The 19082-nt window shown below is 72.7% G+C and carries 19 protein-coding genes; 11 read left to right on the forward strand and 8 right to left on the reverse strand.

Annotation, left to right across the window (positions count from 1 at the left end; genetic code table 11):
* The first annotated feature begins 76 nt into the window (after positions 1–76).
* The 7 genes from infB (at position 77) to KPF47_RS27875 (ending at position 7858) form a co-directional block, all read left to right on the forward strand.
* Positions 77–3109 carry a translation initiation factor IF-2 gene (gene infB / locus KPF47_RS27845; protein WP_224391782.1) on the forward strand — a complete coding sequence of 1011 codons (3033 nt, stop codon included), beginning with the start codon at positions 77–79 and terminating at the stop codon, positions 3107–3109.
* 70 nt (positions 3110–3179) lie between these two features.
* Positions 3180–3473 (forward strand): DUF503 domain-containing protein, encoded by a 294-nt coding sequence (locus KPF47_RS27850; protein ID WP_224391958.1) that lies wholly within the window; start codon positions 3180–3182, stop codon positions 3471–3473.
* Positions 3474–3639: 166 nt separating this feature from the next.
* Entirely contained in the window at positions 3640–4086 is a 447-nt protein-coding gene (rbfA, locus tag KPF47_RS27855) for a 30S ribosome-binding factor RbfA (protein WP_224391783.1), read from the forward strand.
* Complete coding sequence (locus KPF47_RS27860; protein WP_224391784.1) at positions 4083–5081, forward strand: bifunctional oligoribonuclease/PAP phosphatase NrnA; 999 nt, start codon at positions 4083–4085, stop codon at positions 5079–5081. Before rbfA ends, KPF47_RS27860 begins: the two co-directional genes overlap by 4 nt.
* Before the next feature lie 127 nt (positions 5082–5208).
* Complete coding sequence (locus KPF47_RS27865; RefSeq protein WP_224391785.1) at positions 5209–5850, forward strand: methyltransferase domain-containing protein; 642 nt, start codon at positions 5209–5211, stop codon at positions 5848–5850.
* Complete coding sequence (locus KPF47_RS27870; protein WP_224391786.1) at positions 5847–7232, forward strand: MATE family efflux transporter; 1386 nt, start codon at positions 5847–5849, stop codon at positions 7230–7232. Before KPF47_RS27865 ends, KPF47_RS27870 begins: the two co-directional genes overlap by 4 nt.
* 191 nt (positions 7233–7423) lie before the next feature.
* The gene (locus tag KPF47_RS27875) at positions 7424–7858 is read left to right on the forward strand and encodes a hypothetical protein (protein WP_224391787.1); all 435 of its coding nucleotides are present in this window, start codon (positions 7424–7426) and stop codon (positions 7856–7858) included.
* Between the two features lie 81 nt (positions 7859–7939).
* On the opposite strand, the gene KPF47_RS27880 is transcribed toward KPF47_RS27875, so the two are convergent.
* Positions 7940–9655 carry an ATP-binding protein gene (locus tag KPF47_RS27880; protein ID WP_224391788.1) on the reverse strand — a complete coding sequence of 572 codons (1716 nt, stop codon included), beginning with the start codon at positions 9653–9655 and terminating at the stop codon, positions 7940–7942.
* A 172-nt stretch (positions 9656–9827) separates the two neighbouring features.
* Entirely contained in the window at positions 9828–11291 is a 1464-nt protein-coding gene (locus tag KPF47_RS27885) for a cation:dicarboxylate symporter family transporter (protein WP_224391789.1), read from the reverse strand.
* Positions 11292–11407: 116 nt separating this feature from the next.
* Here KPF47_RS27885 and KPF47_RS27890 point away from each other — a divergent pair, with 116 nt between their 5' ends.
* The 3 genes from KPF47_RS27890 to KPF47_RS27900 all read left to right on the forward strand — a co-directional run bounded on the left by KPF47_RS27890 (position 11408) and on the right by KPF47_RS27900 (position 13998).
* A complete protein-coding gene (locus tag KPF47_RS27890; protein WP_308015512.1) occupies positions 11408–12031 on the forward strand; it encodes a response regulator transcription factor in 624 nt (207 codons plus the stop codon).
* A gap of 45 nt (positions 12032–12076) precedes the next feature.
* Positions 12077–12970, forward strand: a complete 894-nt coding sequence (gene truB / locus KPF47_RS27895; protein ID WP_224391790.1) for a tRNA pseudouridine(55) synthase TruB — start codon at positions 12077–12079, stop codon at positions 12968–12970.
* Between the two features lie 65 nt (positions 12971–13035).
* A complete protein-coding gene (locus KPF47_RS27900) occupies positions 13036–13998 on the forward strand; it encodes a bifunctional riboflavin kinase/FAD synthetase (protein WP_224391791.1) in 963 nt (320 codons plus the stop codon).
* Positions 13999–14137: 139 nt separating this feature from the next.
* Here KPF47_RS27900 and KPF47_RS27905 read toward each other — a convergent pair whose 3' ends face one another.
* The 3 genes from KPF47_RS27905 to KPF47_RS27915 form a co-directional block, all read right to left on the reverse strand.
* A complete protein-coding gene (locus KPF47_RS27905; protein ID WP_374108783.1) occupies positions 14138–15361 on the reverse strand; it encodes an IS701 family transposase in 1224 nt (407 codons plus the stop codon).
* Positions 15362–15468: 107 nt separating this feature from the next.
* Positions 15469–15867 carry a transposase gene (locus tag KPF47_RS27910; RefSeq protein ID WP_374108909.1) on the reverse strand — a complete coding sequence of 133 codons (399 nt, stop codon included), beginning with the start codon at positions 15865–15867 and terminating at the stop codon, positions 15469–15471.
* Entirely contained in the window at positions 15851–16693 is an 843-nt protein-coding gene (locus KPF47_RS27915; RefSeq protein ID WP_224386276.1) for an IS5 family transposase, read from the reverse strand. The genes KPF47_RS27910 and KPF47_RS27915 overlap by 17 nt, the downstream gene beginning before the upstream one ends.
* A 180-nt stretch (positions 16694–16873) precedes the next feature.
* Between KPF47_RS27915 and KPF47_RS27920 the strand changes: the two genes are divergently transcribed.
* Entirely contained in the window at positions 16874–17473 is a 600-nt protein-coding gene (locus tag KPF47_RS27920; protein WP_224391792.1) for a plasmid pRiA4b ORF-3 family protein, read from the forward strand.
* A gap of 31 nt (positions 17474–17504) precedes the next feature.
* Here the strand turns inward: KPF47_RS27920 and KPF47_RS27925 are convergent, their stop codons facing one another.
* From KPF47_RS27925 to KPF47_RS27935, 3 genes are read right to left on the reverse strand one after another with little or no spacing between them, the layout of a single operon-like run.
* Positions 17505–18350 carry an IS5 family transposase gene (locus KPF47_RS27925; protein ID WP_224386179.1) on the reverse strand — a complete coding sequence of 282 codons (846 nt, stop codon included), beginning with the start codon at positions 18348–18350 and terminating at the stop codon, positions 17505–17507.
* Between the two features lie 16 nt (positions 18351–18366).
* The gene (locus KPF47_RS27930; RefSeq protein WP_224391970.1) at positions 18367–18615 is read right to left on the reverse strand and encodes a hypothetical protein; all 249 of its coding nucleotides are present in this window, start codon (positions 18613–18615) and stop codon (positions 18367–18369) included.
* Complete coding sequence (locus KPF47_RS27935; RefSeq protein ID WP_224391793.1) at positions 18566–19018, reverse strand: IS5 family transposase; 453 nt, start codon at positions 19016–19018, stop codon at positions 18566–18568. Before KPF47_RS27935 ends, KPF47_RS27930 begins: the two co-directional genes overlap by 50 nt.
* Between the last annotated feature and the right edge of the window lie 64 nt (positions 19019–19082).

The following is a 19082-nucleotide window of genomic DNA, read 5'->3' on the forward strand; positions in this document are numbered from 1 at the left end:
ATGAACGTGCTTCGACACTAGGTTCGAGGTCGAGCGGGATGCTGCCGCCCGGCCTCCGGTCAGGATGAGGAGAGCAGTGGCAGGCAAGGCCCGCGTACACGAGCTCGCGAAAGAGCTCGGGATCAGCAGTAAGCAGGTCCTCAGCAAGTTGCAGGACCTCGGGGAGTACGTGAAGTCCCCCTCCTCCACCGTGGAGGCACCCGTCGTGCGCAAGCTGCGCGACGCGATGGCCTCCGGTGGAGGCCCCGCCGGCGGTCAGCGCCGCGGTTCCGGTGCGCCCGGCGGCGGTCGTCCGCGCGCCGGTGGCTCCGGCGCCCCGTCGCCGTCGCGCCCGACCCCGGGTCCGGCCCCCAAGCCCGGCCCGCGTCCGGGGCCGCCGGCCCCGGCGGCGCCCACCCCGGGCGCCCCGTCGCAGCCCGCGGCGCGCACCGACGCCCCGAAGCCGGGGCCGGCCGCGCCGAAGCCCGGCCCGCAGGCCCCGTCGGCTCCGGCCGTCGAGACCCCCGCGGCCGCCGCCGGCGCCCCGGCCGCGCCGAAGCCCGGCTCCGCCGCGCCCAAGCCCGGCCCGGCGGCTCCGAAGCCCGGTCCGGCCGCGCCGAAGCCCGCTCCGACACCGCGTCCCGGCCAGGGACAGGGTGGTCAGGGACAGGGCGGCCAGGGTGGTGGCGCACCGCGTCCCGCCGGTCAGCCCGGCGAGCGGGGCCCGCGTCCGGGTCCGCGACAGCCGCGCGTCGGCAACAACCCGTTCGGTGTCGGTCAGGGCTCGCCCAAGCCGGGCCCGCGTCCCGGTCCGCCGCAGCCCCAGCAGGGCGGTGGCGGCCAGCAGGGCGGCGGCCGTCCCGAGGCGCCGGCCGCGCGTGCCGGTGAGGCCCCGCCGCGTCCGCCCCGTCCGGGCGGCGCTCCGGGTGCGGGCGGTCCCCGCCCGAACCCGGGCAACATGCCCCCGCGGCCGAACCCGGGCATGATGCCCGCGCGTCCGGCTGCCGGTCGTCCCGGCGCCGGTGCCGGTGGCCGCGGTGGTCCCGGTGGCGGCCGTGGTGGCCCCGGCGGTGGCCGTGGTGGTCCCGGTGGCGGTCGTCCCGGTGGTGGCGGCGGTTTCCGTCCCGGTGGCGGCGGCCCCGGTGGTCCGCCCCCGGCCGGTGGTTTCCGTGGTCGTCCCGGTGGCGGCGGTCGTCCCGGTGGTCGCGGCGGTGCCGCGGGTGCCTTCGGCCGTCCCGGCGGACCGGCCCGCAGGGGTCGCAAGTCGAAGCGGCAGAAGCGCCAGGAGTACGACGCCATGGCCGCGCCCTCGGTGGGCGGTGTCCGCCTGCCCAAGGGCAACGGCGAGACGGTCCGCCTGCCGCGCGGCGCGTCGCTGACCGACTTCGCCGAGAAGATCAACGCCAACCCGGCCTCGCTGGTGCAGGTGTTGTTCCACCTCGGTGAGATGGTCACGGCCACCGCGTCGGTCTCGGACGAGGTCCTCGAGCTGCTCGGTCAGGAGATGAACTACCGCGTGCAGGTCGTCTCCCCCGAGGAGGAGGACCGTGCGCTGCTCGAGTCGTTCGACATCGAGTTCGGCGACCCGGGCGACGAGGACGCGCTCGAGGCCCGTCCGCCGGTCGTGACCGTCATGGGTCACGTCGACCACGGTAAGACGCGACTGCTGGACACGGTCCGCAAGGCGAACGTCCGCGAGGGCGAGGCCGGCGGCATCACCCAGCACATCGGCGCCTACCAGGTCGCGGCCGAGCTCGAGGGCGAGGAGCGGCTCATCACGTTCATCGACACCCCGGGTCACGAGGCGTTCACCGCCATGCGTGCCCGTGGTGCGAAGTCCACCGACATCGCGGTGATCGTGGTGGCGGCGGACGACGGCGTGATGCCGCAGACCGTCGAGTCGATCAACCACGCCCAGGCGGCCGGTCTGCCGATCGTCGTGGCGGTCAACAAGATCGACGTCGAGGGTGCGAACCCGCAGAAGATCCGCCAGCAGCTCACCGAGTACAACCTGGTGGCCGAGGAGTACGGCGGCGACACCATGTTCGTCGACATCTCCGCGAAGCAGGGCACGAACATCGAGGCCCTGCTCGAGGCGATCCTGCTGACCGCGGACGCGGCCCTCGACCTGCGGGCGAACCCCGAGATGGAGGCGCAGGGCGTCACCATCGAGGGTCACCTCGACCGCGGTCGCGGCCCGGTGGCCACGGTGCTGGTCCAGCGCGGGACGCTCCGGGTCGGCGACTCGGTCGTGGCCGGCGACGCCTCCGGGCGCGTCCGGCGCATGGTCGACGAGCACGGCCAGGACGTCACCGAGGCGCTCCCGTCGCGTCCGGTGCAGGTCATCGGTCTGACCTCGGTGCCGGGTGCGGGCGACACGTTCCTCGTCGTGGACGAGGACCGGGTCGCGCGTCAGATCGCCGACCGGCGGCGTGCCCGCGAGCGGAACGCCGAGCTGGCGTCCCGTCGCAAGCGCGTCAGCCTGGAGGACCTGGACGCCGCGCTGAAGGAGACCAACACCCTCAACCTGATCATCAAGGGTGACAACTCGGGCACCGTCGAGGCGCTCGAGGAAGCCCTGATGAAGCTGGACGTGGGTGAGGAGGTCGAGCTGCGGGTCATCCACCGCGGCGTCGGCGGTATCACCGAGGGCGACATCAACCTCGCCATCGCGGACAACGTCATCGTCATGGGCTTCAACGTCCGTGCCGAGGGCAAGGCCACGGAGCTGGCCAACCGCGAGGGCGTCGAGATCCGCTACTACTCGGTGATCTACCAGGCGATCGACGAGATCGAGGCGGCCCTGAAGGGCATGCTCAAGCCGGAGTACGAGGAGGTCGAGCTGGGCCGCGCGGAGGTCCGCGAGGTCTTCAAGTCCTCGAAGTTCGGCACGATCGCCGGTTGCCTGGTGATGAGCGGGGAGATCCGCCGGAACGCCCGGGCGCGCCTGCTGCGCGACTCGAAGGTGATCCACGAGAACCTCCCGGTCTCGTCGCTGCGCCGGTTCAAGGACGACGTGGTCGAGGTCCGCGCGGGCTTCGAGTGCGGTCTGACCCTCGGCACCTACGGCGACATCAAGGTCGACGACGTCATCGAGACGTTCGAGATGCGGGAGAAGCCGCGCGACTAGCGGTGTGACGAACGCGCTCCGACGGGGCGGCCGGTCACCGGCCGCCCCGTCGGCGTCAGCGGAGGTGTGTGTGTACGTCGGCTCGCTGCAGTGCGACGTGCTGCTCGGCGACGTCCGGTCGCTCAAGCAGAAGCGCTCGCTGGTCCGGCCGCTGCTGGCCGAGCTGCGCCGGTTCGAGGTGGCGGCGGCCGAGGCGGGCCACCAGGACCTGCACCGGCGCGCGCTGATCGGTGTGAGCTGCGTGGCCGCCGACGCCGGACACGTCCGGGTCCTGCTGGAACGGTGCGAGCGGCTCGTCGCCGCCCGCCCCGAGCTGGAGCTGTTGTCGGCCAGGATCCGGTTGTTCGGCCCGGACGACGACTGAGCCCGGACGACCGGGCCCCGGACGACCGTTCCCGGCCGACGGGGACGACACGGGCGGCGGCCCCGTCCCCGTGGCCCGGGGGACGACCACCGCGGAACGGACGCGGCACGACCCCGCGACCCGTGCCTAGACTCGGGCTCGCACGACCCGCTGGAAGGAGCAGGACATGGTCGACCAGGCCCGCGCGCGCAAGCTCGCGAAGCGGATCTCCCAGATCGTCGCGGAGGCCCTCGAACACGAGGTGAAGGACCCGCGACTGGCGATGGTGACGATCACCGACACCCGTGTCACCGGTGACCTGCGCGAGGCGACCGTGTTCTACACGGTCATGGGTGCCTCGTTGGAGGAGGAGCCGGACCTCGCGGGGGCCGCCGCCGCGCTGCAGAGCGCGAGCGGGGTGCTCCGCAGCCGGGTGGGACAGCAGACCGGGGTGCGGCACACGCCGAGCCTCGCGTTCGTGCTGGACGCCGTCCCCGACACGGCCCGCCGGATGGAGGAGCTGCTGGCCCGCACCCGTGCCTCCGACGAGGAGGTGGCGCGGCTCGCCGCGTCGGCGTCCCCGGCGGGCGATGCCGACCCGTACAAGGCCCCGCGGGAGACCGAAGCGGAGTGAGCACCGGCCCGCAGGACGAGGTTCCCGGCCCCGGCCCGGTCGATCCGGCCGGGGCTGCGGCGGTGCTGCGCCGGGCCCGTGACGTGCTCGTGGTCGGGCACGTGCGGCCCGACGCCGACGCGGCCGGCAGCGCCCTGGCCCTGGCCACCGCGCTGCACCGGGCGGGTACCCCGGTCTCCGTGTCGTTCGGCGGACCGGACCCGGTGCCCGACGGTCTGGTCGACGCCCTGGACCCGGAGGGGCTGGTCGTCGCGTCGCGGGACGCGCCGCGGGCGCCGGACCTGCTGGTCTGCTGCGACATCTCCTCGGCAGCGCGACTGGGCGACCTGGAGCCGGTGCTGGACACCGCCGGGTCGTCGCTGGCGGTGGACCACCACGCGTCGTTCGTGGCGTTCACCGACCGGTACCTCGTCGACCCGGGCGCCCCGGCCACGGTGACCCTCGTCCGGGCGGTGCTCGCCGAGCTGGGCACCCCGCTGGACGCGGTCCTGGCCCGGTCCCTGTTCGCGGGGCTCTACACCGACACCGGCGGTTTCCGGCGCGGTGGTGCCGACGCCCTGCGGCTGGGTGCCGAACTGGTCGAGGCCGGTGTCGAACCGTCCCCGCTGCTGCGCGACATCGGCGGCCCGGTGCCGTTCGCGTGGCTGGCCGCGCAGGCCACGGTGCTGGCCGGGGCGCACCGCGAGCCGGGTGCCGCCGCCGGGGCGGATCTGGTGTGGGCGGCCGTCGACGTCGCGACCGCGACCCGGTTCCGGGACCGTACGGTCGCCCTGGTCGGGCCCCTGCAGGCCGCGGCAGGGGGCGGGGTGGCCGCGCTGCTGAGCGAGACGGCCCCCGGCGAGTGGTCGGTGTCGTTGCGGGGCGACGGCTCCCCGGACCTGTCCCGGGTGGCGACGGCCCTCGGTGGCGGCGGGCACGCCGGTGCCGCCGGGTTCGAACGTGCCGGCACCCGCGACGGTCTCCTGGAGCTGCTGCGCGCCGAGCTGGCCCGCTGACGGTGCCCGGTTGACCCGGTTCATCCGGGGTACACGGCCGCGACACCCCGACCGGGTACACCTCGGGGCGGTCCGGTGGCACGGCGTCGGGGCACGTAGCGTGTCCCGCGAGACCAGGAGGTGTGCGGTGCGATCCGAGCCCGCTGCGGCCCGTGGGGGCGACGACAGTCACGGCAACGAGCCCAGCGGATGGCCGGAGTTCCTCCGTGCCTGGCTCCGCAACCCCGCGCAGGTGGGTGCGGTGTGGCCCAGCTCGCCGCGGCTGTCGGCGAAGCTGGCCCGTATCGCCCCGGGGCACGGGACACCCGTCGTGGTGGAGCTGGGGCCGGGCACCGGTGCCGTCACCACCCAGGTCGCCAGGCGGCTGCCGCCGGAGGGCCGGCACCTCGCCGTCGAGCTCGATCCCCGGATGGCCCGCTACCTGCAGGACCGCCACCCCGGCGTCGAGGTCGTGAACGGCGACGCCCGCAAGCTGGGTGCGCTGCTCGACGAGCGCGGCATCACCTCGGTCGACGCGGTGATCTCCGGGCTGCCCTGGTCGCTGTTCGACCGCGCGATGCAGCAGGAGATCCTGGACCAGGTCGTCGGGGCGGTGGGCGAGACCGGTGCGTTCGCGACGTTCGCCTACTCCCACACCCTGCCGATGCCCTCGGCGCGGCGGTTCAGGGCATCGCTGCACGACACGTTCGACGAGGTCGTGATGACCCGCACGGTGTGGCGAAACCTGCCGCCCGCCTTCTGCTTCCTCTGCCGCCGACCCCGGCGGTGAGCCGGTCCGCCCCTCCCGCGGGCGGGCCCCGCGACATCCTCCGGCTCGCGCTGCCCGCGTTGCCGGTGCTGGCGGCCGAGCCGCTGTTCCTGCTGGTGGACACGGCCGTCGTCGGCAGGCTGGGTGGGCTGCAGCTGGCCTCGCTCGCCGTCGCCGCCGTGCTGTTCGCGCAGGTGACGACGCAGCTGACCTTCCTGTCCTACGGGACGACGGCGCGCGCGGCCCGGTTCTACGGCGCGGGCAGGCGCTCGGCGGCGGTGACCGAGGGCGTGCAGGCGACCTGGCTGGCCCTGGCGGTCGGGCTGGGTGTCGTCGCGGTCGGACAGCTCGCCGCGGCACCGCTGGCCGGCCTGCTCGCCGGGGACCCGGTGATCGCGCAGGGGGCGGTGTCCTGGCTGCGGATCGCGTTGCTGGGGGCCCCGCTGGTGCTGGTCACGCTGGCCGGCAACGGCTGGATGCGCGGGGTGCAGGACACCCGGCGGCCGATGTGGATCGTCATCGGCGGGAACCTGGTGTCGGCGCTGCTGTGCCCGCTGCTCGTGCACGGCACCGGGGACTGGGCGGGCTGGGGCCTGGAGGGCTCGGCCGTCGCGAACGTCGCGGGGCAGGCCCTGGCGGCGTCGTGGTTCCTGCGGGCGCTGGTGGTGGAGCGCCGCCGTGCACCCGCCGACGACCCGGTCCGCTTCGCCCCGGACACCGCGGTGCTGCGTGCCCAGGCGACCATGGGCCGCGACCTGATCGTGCGGTCGCTGGGGTTCCAGGCGTGCTTCCTGTCCGCGACGGCCGTCGCCGCCCGGTTCGGGTCCGAGTCCGTCGCCGCGCACCAGATCGTGCTGCAGCTGTGGGTGTTCCAGTCCCTGGTGCTGGACGCGGTCGCGATCGCCGCGCAGTCCCTGGTCGGTGCCGCCCTCGGCGGCGCCGACGGGGAGCGCGACGCGGACGGTACCCGCGACGACACCGGTCCGGCGCGGGCGCTGGCCGCCCGGGTCACCCGCTACGGCCTGGTCCTCGGCTGCGGGTTCGGGGTGCTGTTCGCCGCGCTCTACCCGGTGCTGCCGCCGGTGTTCACCCGGGACGCGGCCGTGCTCGCGGCGGTGCCCGCCGCCTGGTGGTTCTTCACCGCGCTGCAGCCGATCGCCGGGGTGGTGTTCGCCCTCGACGGTGTGCTGCTCGGCGCGGGCGACGCGGCCTTCCTGCGCACCACGACGCTGCTGGCCGCGCTCGGCGGGTTCCTGCCGATGATCTGGCTGTCGCTGCTGTTCGGGTGGGGGCTGGCCGGGATCTGGACCGGGCTGGCCGCGTTCATGGTGGTGCGGCTGGTCGCGGTGGGGTTGCGGGCCCGGTCGGGACGCTGGGCGGTCCCGGGGGAGGTCCGGGCCTGACGTTCGCGGATGCGAACGCCACCGGCCTCGTCCCGGCGGGAAACGGCCTGGTCACGGTGCGGGCCGAGCGGGTGGCGGTCGGAGGACTCCGCGATCGGTCGTGGCCGTTCGCTGCTCCCGGTAGGACATCGGGCATGACGACAGAGCCGACGAACAGCACCCTCCGACGGACCGCTCGGCGGACTCTCGTCGTGATCGCGCTGGCGCTGGCACTGGTCGGGGGAGTGTTCGGGGGGCCGGTGGCGTCGGCTGCCGAGTCCCCGAGCGCACCCCCGGCCGTCCGTGAGATCCAGGGCGCGTGCGGGACGCTCATGGCAGCCGGCACGAGCGCCGTCTCGTTGTTCAAGGAGGTGGCCGCGCGCGGTGCGGGGTGGGTCTCGCTGGTGATCTCGCTCGGGTGCCTCACCCAGGACGGGATGGACTACTCGGACGCCTACAACCTGACCCCGGAAGGCCGTGCCTCCATCCAGCTCATGAGGGACCGGTACAGCGGATGGTCGGTGAGCGACTGGATGACCGCCGCCGGATGCACGGTGCGCGAACGCCGTCCCGCGATCGCGGATTCCGTCGACCCGGCCCGGTCCCACTGGGATTGCAGCAGCAGCCCTCACCGCTATGCGGACTGAGTGGCTCCTCGACCGCCCTGCCCGGGCCTCGTGTGCCGTGCACGGGCCGCGTCCGGCCGCGGTCGACACGGATCGGTCGGACTACCGGCCGTTCGTCGTCGGTGCCACCGGGGCGTCCGTCGTGGCGGTGTCGGGGATCGGCAGTCGCACGGTGAACAGGGCGCCGCTCCCGTCGCCGCGGGTCCCGACCGTCACCGACCCGCCCAGCCGACGGGAGATCCGGTCGACCAGCGCCAGCCCGATACCGCGGGGACGGCTGCCGGGGGTCGCGCGGGTGCTGAACCCGAAGGTGAACAGCTCGCGGGCGGTGTCGGGTGGAACCCCCGGGCCGCTGTCGGCGACCTCGAGGAGCAGCTCGCTGCCGTCCGCGGTGGTGCGCAGTACGACCGCGACGGACCGTTCGCCGGAGCGGCCGGCGACCACCTCGATCGCGTTGTCGACGAGGTTCCCGGCCAGCGACACGAGGTCGTCCGCGGCGAACGGCAGGCGTGGCCCGGGCAGCACGTCGGGATCGCAGTCGTCGGTCACGGTGAGGGTGACGTCCTGCTCCGAGGCCTGCCACGCCTTGTCGGCGAGCAGCGCGGCGAGCACCGGGTCGTAGACCTCGGCGACGATGCGGGCCCCCGGGCCGCGGGTGCGGTCCAGGGCGGCGGTTCCGGCCGCGGCGGCGTCGGCGGTGTCACCGAGCTCGATCAGGGTCAGCACGGTCTGCAGCCGGTTGCCGAACTCGTGGGCCTGCCCGGACAGCGCAGCGACGGTGTCACGGGCCTCGTCGCGCTCGCGCAGCACCCCGGCGAGCTCGGTGCGGTCGCGCAGGGTGAAGACCCGGGTCCCGGGGCCCGCGGCCGGTCCGGCGTGGCGGCTGTTGACCAGCAGCACCCGCTCGCCCGCCAGTGCCGGGCGGTCGTGGAGGTCCTCCCGCAGCCCGCTGCCGAGCACCGCGGCCACCGCCGGGTCGATGCCGAGCGCGGAGACCGGGCGTCCGGGCAGCGCGGGGTCCCCGGCGTCGACGGAGTGGACGGGCAGCCCGAGCAGCCGCCGCGCCTCGGCGTTGACGACGACGAGGCGTCCGTCGCCGTCGACGACCAGCAGCCCCTCGCCGACGGCGTGCAGCACCGCCTCGTGATGGGTGTAGGCGGCGGTGATGTCCTCGGGCTCCAGCCCCAGGGTCTGGCGGCGCAGGCGCCGGGCCAGCACCACGGCCAGCCCCGAACCGATGAGCACCGCGACCACCGCGGCGACCGCGATGCCCGGCAGTGAACGCAGCGCCAGGTCGCTGATCCGGGTCTGCAGCACCCCGACGGAGACGACCGCGGCGATCCGCCCGTCGACCAGGACCGGGGTGACCGTGCGGACCGAGGGCCCCAGGGTGCCGGTGTAGACCTCGGTGGAGGTCCGCCCGGCCAACGCCGGGACGATGTTGCCCTGGTAGGGCAGGCCGATCTCGTCCGGGTTGTAGTGGCTGTAGCGGATGCCCTGCGGGGACATCACGACGATGAAGCCGGTGTTCGTGGCCCGCCGGACCCGTTCGGCGAGGGGCTGCAGGCGGGCCGAGAGGGTGGCGACCCCGCCGCCGTCGCGGACGGCGTCGACGACCTCGGGCTCCGAGGCGAGCGACAGCGCGATGGCGGCGGTGAGCCGGCCCGCGGCGTCGTGCTCCAGCCGGCTCGCGCCGTATCCGCCGAGGGCTGCGAGCCTGCCGACGGTCAGCAGCACGGTGACGACCTGCAGCAGGAACAGCTGCCGGACCAGCCGCGACCGGCGCAGCGGTGGGGCGGAACGGAAGGACCGACGCACCGGCTCAGCCTGCCACCGCGGGGGCGGGCCGGGAACTCTGCCGGCAGTGCCCGGCCGGACCCGGGGCGGACGCCCGGGGCGCCGACCACGCGGGCCCGGCGCGACGACGGCCCCGCCGGCGGTGGAGCCGCCGGGCGGGGCCGTGGTCATCGAGGAGGGCGGGACGCCGGGATCAGGATCCGGCGCCGACCGTCGGCCGGCTGCCCGTGTCGGTGGCGTCGGTACGGTCCGCCGCAGCGGGGACGTCGAGGCCGGAACCGTGCTCGGCCTCCATGGCCGCGTCGACGAGCGTCGGGTCGTCGAGCACTGCCGCCAGCCGCTCGCGGTCCAGCTCGCCGTTCCAGCGGGCGATGGCCAGCGTGGCCACGACGTTGCCGATGCAGTTGGTGAGAGCGCGTCCCTCGGACATCACACGGTCGATGCCGATGATCACCGCGATGCCGATGGCGATCGCCTCGGCGGTGAAGAACTCGCCACCGAAGGCCTGCAGCGAGGCGGACAGGGTGACCAGTCCGGCGCCGGTGATTCCCGCAGCGCCCTTCGAGGTCAGGACCATGAGCAGCGCGAGGCCGATCTGCAGTCCGATCGGGAGGGTCTCCCCGCCTGCCTGGGCGATGAACAGCGCGCCCAGGGTCAGGTAGATGCAGGTGCCGTCGAGGTTGAACGAGTAGCCGGTCGGGATCACCATGCCGACGGTCTGCTTGGAGGCCCCCGCCGCCTCGAGCTTGGTGAGCAGCCGGGGGAGAACCGACTCCGAGGAGGAGGTCCCGAGGATGATCAGCAGCTCGTCCTTGACGAGCCGGACCACCTTGAAGACGTTGAACCCGGCGACCGCGGACACACCGCCGAGGACGACGACGACGAAGAACAGGCAGGTTCCCCAGAACACGGCCATGAGCTGGAGCAGGTTGGTCAGCGACGACGCACCGAACGCGGCCACCGTGTACGCCATGCCGCCGAAGGCGGCGATCGGGGCCGCCCACATGATCAGCTTGATGATGCCGAAGATGACCTTGGCGATCGTGTCGATGGAGCCGACCACCCGCTCCCGCAGTGCGGGGGTCATCGCGGACACCGCGCAGGCCGTCAGGACGGCGAGAACCAGGACCCGCAGGATCTCGTTGTCGACGAACGGCCCGAAGAAGCTCGTCGGGAGGACGTCGTCGAGCAGGAAGCCCACGAGGCCTTCCTGGCCGGAGGCCGAGCCGGTGTCGATGTTCTCCTGCGCCCTGGCCAGGTCGGCGGCCGACGGAGTCCCGGTGAAGCCCGCGCCCGGCGCGAAGATGTTCGCTGCGAGCAGCCCGATGGTCAGGGCGACGGCGGTGGCGGCGAGGAAGTAGCTGAGCGCGCGGACCGCGAGTCCACCTGCCCGCGCCAGGTTGCCGATCGAGGCGATGCCGACGACGACCGTGCAGAAGATGACCGGAGCGACGATGACCTTGATCATCTGGATGAAGCCGTCGGCGAGCCACTTCGTGCTCCTGCCGATGTCGGGGGCGAGCCACCCGACGAGGGCCCCGCCGACGATCCCGATGATGACCCAGAACCAGAGCTGGGTGTAGACCCTCTTCCTGCGCCGGGTGGGGGTGGTGGACCCCGCCCCGGACGAGCCGTCTGCGTTGGCGACCTCGGCCATGTCCGTCCTCCTCGACGTGTTCGGTGCGGAAACGATGGGGCCAGGGCGTGTCGCGGGGCAACCGCGGGGGTGCCGGGCTTGAGGAACCTTTGAGGAAACGTGACTAGGGTGGGCGCGTGCGGGTGCTGCTGGTCGAGGACGACGCGGTCCTCGGTGACGCCCTGCGTCGCAGCCTCGTCCGCGAGGGTTACCCGACCGACCTCGTGACCAGCGGGTCCGCCGCGATCGCCGCCGTGGCCGAGCGGGAGCCGGACGTGGTGCTGCTCGACATGGGGCTGCCCGACCGCGACGGCATCGGCGTCTGCCGCGAGATCCGGGAGCGGTCCCGCGTCCCGATCCTGGCCATCACCGGCCGCGGCGACGTCGCGGCACGGGTGCAGGGGCTGCGCTCGGGCGCCGACGACTACCTCGTGAAGCCGGTCTCCACCGAGGAGCTGGTGGCCCGGATCGAGGCCGTCCTGCGGCGGGCGACCGGCGCCGCGGTGGCCGCGACGGTGGCCGTCGGCGACGTCGTCGTCGACCTGGACCGGCGCGCGGTGACCGCGGGCGGCGCCGAGGTCGCGCTGACCCGCAAGGAGTTCGACCTGCTCGCCGCGCTGGCCCGCCGGGAGGGCGCGGTGCTGCCACGCACCGAGCTGCTGGAGCAGGTGTGGGGGATCGCCGACGCCTCCGCGGCGCGGACCCTGGAGGCGCACGTGGCGTCGCTGCGCGCGAAGCTGGGCTCCGCGAGGTGGTCGTGACGGTCCGTGGGGTCGGCTACCGGCTCGCCCGTTAGCGTCGCGCGCGTGCCGAAGACCCCGCCCCCGCCGCCCGGCCTCGTGATCGTCGACAAGGACCGCGGCCCGACCAGCCACGACGTCGTCGGGAAGCTCCGCCGGATCATGGGTACCCGCAAGGTCGGCCACGCCGGCACCCTGGACCCGATGGCGACCGGGGTGCTGGTCGTCGGGATCGAGCGGGCGACCAAGCTGCTCGGCCACCTCTCGCTGGACACGAAGGCCTACACCGCCACCGTGCGCCTCGGCCAGGGCACCGACACCGACGACGCCGAGGGCACGCCGGTCGGCGAGCCGGTCCCGGTCGAGGCCGACGAGACCGCCCTCCGGGCCGCGATGGCCGCGCTGACCGGGGAGATCATGCAGGTCCCCAGCGCGGTGTCCGCGGTGAAGATCGACGGCAAGCGCGCCTACCAGCGGGTCCGCGACGGCGAGACCGTCGAGATCCCCGCCCGCCCGGTCACCGTGTCGGCCTTCGCGCTGCGCGCGGTGCGCCGTGACGGCCCGTGGTGCGACCTGGACGTCGCCGTCGACTGCTCCTCGGGCACCTACGTCCGTGCGCTGGCCCGTGACCTCGGCGCCGCGCTGGGCTCGGCCGGTCACCTGACCGCGCTGCGGCGCACCCGGGTCGGGCCGTTCGTCCTGGAGCACGCGCGCACCGTCGAGCAGCTCGCCGAGGAACCCGGGCTGTCGCTGGACCTCGCCGCGGCCGTCGCGACGGCGTTCCCGCGGGTCGACCTCGACGACGACGCCGCCGCCGACGTGCGGTTCGGCAGGTCGCTGCCCGCGGCGGGGATCGAGGGCACCTACGGCGTGTTCGCCCCGGACGGCGCCGCGCTGGCCCTGATGGCCGACCGCGGCCGGGACGCGCGTCCGGTCGTCGTGCTCGCCCCGGCGGGCTGACGGCCCCGGCCTGCCGTGGTCGCCCGCTGCGCGGGATCCCACCCGGTTCGCCTAGGCTCGCGGCCGTGCAGCGGTGGCGTGGTCTGGAGGCGGTTCCGCCCGGCTGGGGCCGGTGCGTCGTCACCGTCGGCGTGTTCGACGGGGTGCACCGGGGACACCGGCAGCTGATCGCCAGGGCGGTCGACCGTGCCCACGAACGTGGGCTGCCCGCCGTCGTCGTGACGTTCGACCCGCACCCGGCGGAGCTGATCCGGCCCGGCACCCACCCGGCCCGGCTGTCCACGCTCGACCGGCGCGCGGAGCTGGTGGGCGAGGCGGGGGCGGACGTCTTCTGCGTCATCCCGTTCACCGAGGCGCTGTCCCGGATGGCGCCCGCCGGGTTCGCCCACGAGGTGCTGGTGGACCGGCTGCACGCGGCCGTCGTCGTGGTGGGCAGCAACTTCACCTTCGGCCACCGGGCCGAGGGCGACGTCGGCACGCTGGCCGAGCTGGGCCGTCGTTTCGGGTTCGCCTGCGAGGCCCTCGACCTGGTCTCCGACCACGACGTGACGTTCTCCTCGACCTACATCCGGTCCTGCATCGACGCCGGCGCGGTCCGCGACGCCGCGCACGCGCTGGGCCGCTGGCACCGGGTGGACGGCGTGATCGTGCACGGCCACAAGCGCGGTCGTGACCTGGGCTACCCGACGGCGAACGTCGCGAGCCCGCCGCACACCGCGATCCCCGCCGACGGTGTCTACGCGGGCTGGTTCCGCATCGGCGACCGTCGCCTGATGGGTGCGATCTCGGTCGGCACCAACCCGACGTTCTCCGGGCGGGTGCGCACCGTGGAGGTCTACGTCCTCGACGTCGACGAGAACTTCTACGGCCACGAGGTCGGTGTCGAGTTCGTCGAGCGGCTGCGGGGCCAGGAGCACTACGACGGCCTCGACGCCCTGGTCGCGCAGATGGGGCGCGACGTGGACACGTGCCGCGCGATCCTCACCGAGGCCGGTGACGCGACCGGGCCCGACGGGCTGCCGGGTTAGGGCGTGTCTCCTAATACTCCAGCCGCACTTCGTTAGCTGAGCTGTCTTCGTCGTCGATAGTGGCTTTCGCGGGCTCGGTGTTGGTGGCGACGTCGCCAGGTCGACCAGGCCCAGCACGGCGCCTGGGTGGGAATGTGGATCAGAGGTGCCAGGAGACGTCGGATCTCGGCGAGGGTGAGCGGGATGAGCCCGTGATCAGGTCTTTTGGGGCGATCGCCGCGGTGACCGAGAGGTAGGCGTGGGCGAGAATAGCCAGGGTGACGTGGCGGTACCAGGCGTCGTAACGCCGCACTTGATAGTGGTCGAGCCCGACCTCGTTCTTCGCGGTCTGGAAGCACTCCTCGATCGCCCACCGCGTGCCGGCGACGCGGATGAGATCGTCGTCGGTGGTGCCGGGCGGGCCGGCGCACAGGTAGTAGGCCAGATCGGGCTCCTCGCCGGCGGAGAGCTGTGTGTCGGTGAGGATCTGACGTCGGACCAGTAGCCATCGGCCCCATCCGGCCGGGGCGTTCTCGGGCGGATACAGCGAGGCCACGGCCCAGTCGTAGAAGCGTTCTCCCTTCACACCCGGACCGGCTGAGCGGCGCTTCCACGCCCGTCCGGGAGCGCGGGCGACCAGGTCGTCGGCCCGTCGTGAGCCGCTGATCTGACAGATGTCGGCGTCCAGGGACAACGGGACGGACTGGCTGCGCGGAACCGCGACGACGTAGCCGATCCGGCGCTGCTCGCACCAGGTGCGGAACTTGTAGTCCTGCCCGTATGCCTCGTCCGCGGTCACCCATCCTGCGGGAACCCCGGCATCGAGGGCACGGCCGAGCATTTCCTTGGCCAGCGTGGCCTTGGTGGCGAACTCGATCTCCTCAGGCACCGCCGCGGCTCGGCAGCGTTCCCGATCACCGGTCCAGGACTTGGGCAGGTAGAGCTCGCGGTCGATCAACGTCCGGCCCTTGCTCGTGGCATAGGCACAGAAGACTCCGAGCTGGCAGTTCTCCACCCGCCCGGCAGTGCCCGAGTACTGGCGCTGCACCCCCGCCGACTTCGTCCCCTTCTTCAGGAACCCGGTCTCATCGACGATCAGCACCCCACCGGACTCGCCGAGGTGCTCGACGACGTAATCCCGCAGGTCATCACGGACACCGTCGACATCCCAGGTCGCGGAGTTGAGCAGCCGCTGCATCCCATCCGGAGTCGTGTCACCGGCGACCTCGGCCAGCGTCCACCCGTTCTTCCCCGCCAACGGCGCCAACAACCCCCGCACATACGCCCGCGCCCGACGCCGCGGTTCCGTCCGGAAGAACCGGCCCGCCACCAGCCCGAACAGCCCATCCAGGCCACCGGCCCACGCCTCGAGATCCTCCTCCACCTGCACAAGATCGAAGCTTAGCGCACATCAACATCACAAACTGCGGCTGGAGTACTAAGAGGTCATTTCAGAACGAGGTCGACGTGTCTGTTGTAGACGACAAGCGGCTATCTGACCTGCCGTTTGATCTGTCGTCGAGGGGTCAATGGAAACTCGACAAGTCGTTCTGAAACGACCTCTAAAGTGCGCAACCAGGTGACGATGGCCTTCAGTGCAACTCCGCCGCGGTAGGTCAGGGCGAGTTTGTCGTAGCGGGTCGCGAGGCCGCGCCACTGCTTGACCTCGCAGAACCCGCGTTCGACGACGTTGCGGCCGCGGTAGTCGACCCGGTCGAACGCCGGTGGTCGGCCGCCGCGTGTGCCGCGTCGTTTCCGGTGTCCCTGCTGGTCAGCCGGCTCCGGGATGACCGCGACGATCCGTCGTCTGCGCAGGTGGGCGCGGATGGCGCGTGAGGAGTAGGCCTTAGAGGTCGCGCGGATTGGTTGGTGATCATGGACGTCGTGCAGGTCGGGCGTTCCAGCGGTGTGTGGTCCAGGCCTGCCGAATCAAGCTACGGAGTGTGACGATCGTGTCGGCGAGGTCGAAGAACGCGTCGACGACGATTTCTCGTCGTTCGTAGCAGCGCTGCAGCCGGTTGAAGCTGTTGTGCCAAGCGTTGGTCCGCTCGACGTGCCAGCGGCGGGTGGCCTGGATCGGCGCTTTCTCACCCTTGTGCGCGATCTCGCCGTGCAGGCCTCGTTCGGCCAGCGTGTCGCGGGTCTTGCCGGAGTCATAGCCGGCGTCGAGGTGCACGGTGATGTCGTCGGGCAGCGGGCCGAGAGCATCGAGGCGGTCGAGGGTGGGGCCCAGTAGCGGGGAGTCGTGCCGGTTGGCTCCGGCCAGGACTCGGCCCAGCGGGATGCCGTATCCCTCGACGAGCACCGAACGTTTCATACCCTGTTTGCGCCGGTCCACCGGCGACGGACCGGCGACCTCGCCGCCGCCGGGGGCCTTGGTGATGGCGCCATCGACGGCGATGTCGTGCAGCAGCAGACCGACGATGCGGTCGTAGGCGTCCAGGACGATCCGACGCAGCTGGGCGAAGACCCCGAGCCTGATCCACTCGTCACGACGATCGCGGATGGTGGTCGCCGAGCAGGTGCTGTCAGCGATGCCCTCATACGAGCAGCCGAACCGCAGTACCTGCAGGAGCTTGTCGAACACGATCCGATCCGCGATCCGGCGGCGATGGCAGCCCAGCGGATGGGTGGGATCGAACTCGTCTCGATGAGGCAGCAGCGCGGTGAACTGGTCCCACAACGGCTCGGTCAGCCATGATGGCAGGGTGGGCACGCGGCCTCCAGACGATCACGAAGCGTAGATAACTTCATGATCGGCAGGCCCGTACCCGCCCTCGCCCCCAGACACTCGACCGCGGCCAAGCTGTGACCAATCCGCGCGACCTCTTAGACGTCGTTTCAGAAGTGGTGGGCCCGGTTCTGCCGGTGACGGCGGGGCTGGCAGCATCGGCTGATGGTCGCGCCTCGTGTGTCTGAGAAGACGAAGATTTTCGAGTTGGAGATCGTCCTGACCGAGGTGGTGCCGGCGGTCCGGCGTCGGGTGCAGGTGCCGGGCGAGGTCGACTTGGCGGTGTTACACGAGGTGGTGCAGTCAGTGATGGGCTGGACGAACTCTCATCTGCACGAGTTCGAGATCGTCGGGCGCCGCTACGGGATCCCAGACCCGGACTGGCCCGGACAGGATGTCGCCGACGAGACGAAAGAGAAGCTGTTTCGGCTGGTCAAGGCTGGTGACCGGTTCGGTTACGTCTACGTCTACGACTTCGGTGACAACTGGGCCCACGAGATCACCGTCGAGGCGGTCGCGGCCGTCGAGCCGGGAGTGTGCTATCCGCGATGCGTCGCCGGGCAGGGGGCGTGCCCGCCCGAGGACGTCGGCGGGATCGGGGGGTATGAGGACTTCCAGGCCGTGCTCGCCGACCCTGACCATCCCGACCGCGCCGAGCGCCTGGAGTGGGCGGGCGGGCCGTTCGACCCGCACCGCTTCGACCCTGACGAGGCCGACCGGGCCTTGGAGTGGCTGGCCTGGCGGCCGCTGGCCCCGACCTCGTAGGCGAGTGCCTCAGCGAGGGCTGGGTCGACCATCACTTCGGCTTCGGCTTCGGCTTGGTGAGGCGGCGGTGGCAGATCAGGGCGCAGGCCAGCGATAACAGCGCGGTGATCGTGGATTCGGCGCGGTCGTAGCGCAGCGCGAGGCGGCGGAAGTCCAGCAGCCAGGACATGGTGCGCTCGACGACCCAGCGGACCCGCCCGAGCCGGGTGGAGTCCTCGATCCCGCGCCGGGCGATCCGCACCCCGATCCCACGCCCACTCAGGTAGCGGCGGCAGCGGGGATAGTCGTAGCCCTTGTCGGCGTGCACCTTGTCCGGCCGACGTCGCGGACGCCCCGGCTGTCCCGCCCGTTCGCGGACGCCGGGGTTGGTGTCCAGCAGCGGGGCGAGCATCCGACTGTCGTGGGTGTTCGCCCCGGTGACCAGCGCATGCAGCGGGAGCCCGCCTCGGTCGCAGAGCACGTGGTACTTGCTGCCCGCCTTCCCGCGATCGGTCGGCGAGGGCCCGGTGGCCTCGCCGCGGCGCTTGGCCCGCACGCTCACGCTGTCCACCGCCGCCCGCGACCAGTCCAGCAGGCCCTGCTGGGCGAGGCGGTCGAGCATCACCCGGTGCAGCTGGGCCCAGACCCCGGCCTGCTGCCACTGCCGTAGCCGCCGCCAGCAGGTCACTCCGGACCCACAGCCGAGCTCGGCGGGCAGCGCGTTCCAGCTGATCCCGGTCTTGAGCACGAACACGATCCCGGCCAGAGCGGCCCGATCCGGCACCCGCGGACGGCCTGTCCGTCCCCGCTTGTGCTTGCGCGGCTTGGGCAGCAGCGGCTCCACCAGCGCCCACAGCTCGTCGCTCACCAATCGCTCGACACAAGATCGCCGCGCCACGACCGGACATGATCAGCTACCAGCGCCGATCCACACAGGACCGACACGCCGACTTCTGAAACGACCTCTTATCTGCGCGGACCCGCTCGGGTCGGGTCCGCGGTCGGCCCGGACCGACCCGTCCGACGCGCAGATGTGACATCAGGTGCGCGAACATCGGGGCGTCACCGGCCTGTCCAGGGCCGACCAGTACGACCAGCGGGCGGCCGTGTCCGTCAACGAGCTGGTGGATCTTCGTGCCGAGCCCTCCGCGGGAGCGGCCCAAGGCGTGATCGGGCGGCTCGATCAGCAGATTCTTGTAGTTCGATCCGGCCCCCTGTGTCCCGCTGCAGGGTCGCGGCGTGTTGGTGAGCGCGGATGATCGTCGAGTCGACCGACACGGCCCAGTCCACGAGACCGGCGGAGTCGGCATCGGCGAGCAGAGCTGCGAGAACGTGGTCCCAGGTGCCGTCACCGCAGTAGCGGCGGTGGCGTTTCCATAGGGTCTGCCACGGCCCGAACTCGACCGGGACATCACGCCAGGCCAGCCCGCAGCGGAACCGGTAGATGATCCCCTCGATCACTCTGCGGTGATCGGCGAACGGGCGCCCTGGCATCCCGTCCGACGAGGGCAGTAACGGCTCGAGTCGGTCCCACTGGGCATCGGTCAGGACGGCACGGCGCGACACCTACTGATCATCGCGCAGGCCCGACCAGCCGGGTTAGGAGACGCGCCCTAGTGCTCCAGCCGCA

Origin of the sequence: Pseudonocardia sp. ICBG1293 (genome assembly GCF_020131355.1) — a bacterium.
Classification (GTDB): Bacteria; Actinomycetota; Actinomycetes; order Mycobacteriales; family Pseudonocardiaceae; genus Pseudonocardia.